We start from the raw sequence: 1,286 nt of genomic DNA, 5'->3' as shown, positions 1-1,286 counted from the left end.
TCTAGCGAGTTTCATGGCGGCCCGTACCCTAAACCGACTCAGGTGGTCAGGTAGAGAATACCGAGGCGTTCGGGTGAACTATGGTTAAGGAACTCGGCAAAATGCCCCCGTAACTTCGGGAGAAGGGGGGCCATTCCTGGTGACCGGCTTTGCGCCGTGAGCTGGGGGTGGCCGCAGAGACCAGCGAGAAGCGACTGTTTACTAAAAACACAGGTCCGTGCGAAGCCGTAAGGCGATGTATACGGACTGACGCCTGCCCGGTGCTGGAACGTTAAGGGGACCGGTTAGTGACCTTTCGGGGTTGCGAAGCTGAGAACTTAAGCGCCAGTAAACGGCGGTGGTAACTATAACCATCCTAAGGTAGCGAAATTCCTTGTCGGGTAAGTTCCGACCTGCACGAATGGCGTAACGACTTCTCGACTGTCTCAACCATAGGCCCGGTGAAATTGCACTACGAGTAAAGATGCTCGTTTCGCGCAGCAGGACGGAAAGACCCCGGGACCTTTACTACAGTTTGATATTGGTGTTCGGTTCGGCTTGTGTAGGATAGCTGGGAGACTGTGAAGCTCATACGCCAGTATGGGTGGAGTCGTCGTTGAAATACCAGTCTGGTCGTGCTGGATGTCTAACCTGGGTCCGTGATCCGGATCAGGGACAGTGTCTGATGGGTAGTTTAACTGGGGCGGTTGCCTCCCAAAGGGTAACGGAGGCGCCCAAAGGTTCCCTCAGCCTGGTTGGCAATCAGGTGTTGAGTGTAAGTGCACAAGGGAGCTTGACTGTGAGACCGACGGGTCGAGCAGGGACGAAAGTCGGGACTAGTGATCCGGCGGTGGCTTGTGGAAGCGCCGTCGCTCAACGGATAAAAGGTACCCCGGGGATAACAGGCTGATCTTCCCCAAGAGTCCATATCGACGGGATGGTTTGGCACCTCGATGTCGGCTCGTCGCATCCTGGGGCTGGAGTCGGTCCCAAGGGTTGGGCTGTTCGCCCATTAAAGCGGTACGCGAGCTGGGTTTAGAACGTCGTGAGACAGTTCGGTCCCTATCCGCTGTGCGCGTAGGAGTCTTGAGAAGGGCTGTCCCTAGTACGAGAGGACCGGGACGGACGAACCTCTGGTGTGCCAGTTGTTCTGCCAAGGGCATGGCTGGTTGGCTACGTTCGGGAGGGATAACCGCTGAAAGCATCTAAGCGGGAAGCCTGCTTCGAGATGAGGACTCCCACCCACTTGATGGGGTAAGGCTCCCAGTAGACGACTGGGTTGATAGGCCGGATCTGGAAGCACCGCA

Annotated in this window: 1 rRNA gene; it reads left to right on the top strand. The window is 56.7% G+C overall.

Going from position 1 to position 1,286, the window contains the following annotated elements:
* Nucleotides 1–1,286 (top strand): 23S ribosomal RNA (locus IE308_RS36610); the annotation flags it as partial.

Origin of the sequence: Streptomyces griseosporeus (genome assembly GCF_014656055.1) — a bacterium.
Taxonomy (GTDB): domain Bacteria; phylum Actinomycetota; class Actinomycetes; order Streptomycetales; family Streptomycetaceae; genus Streptomyces; species Streptomyces griseosporeus.
Note: the sequence above shows the minus strand (reverse complement) of the source record. Positions and strands in the feature narration are given on the sequence as shown.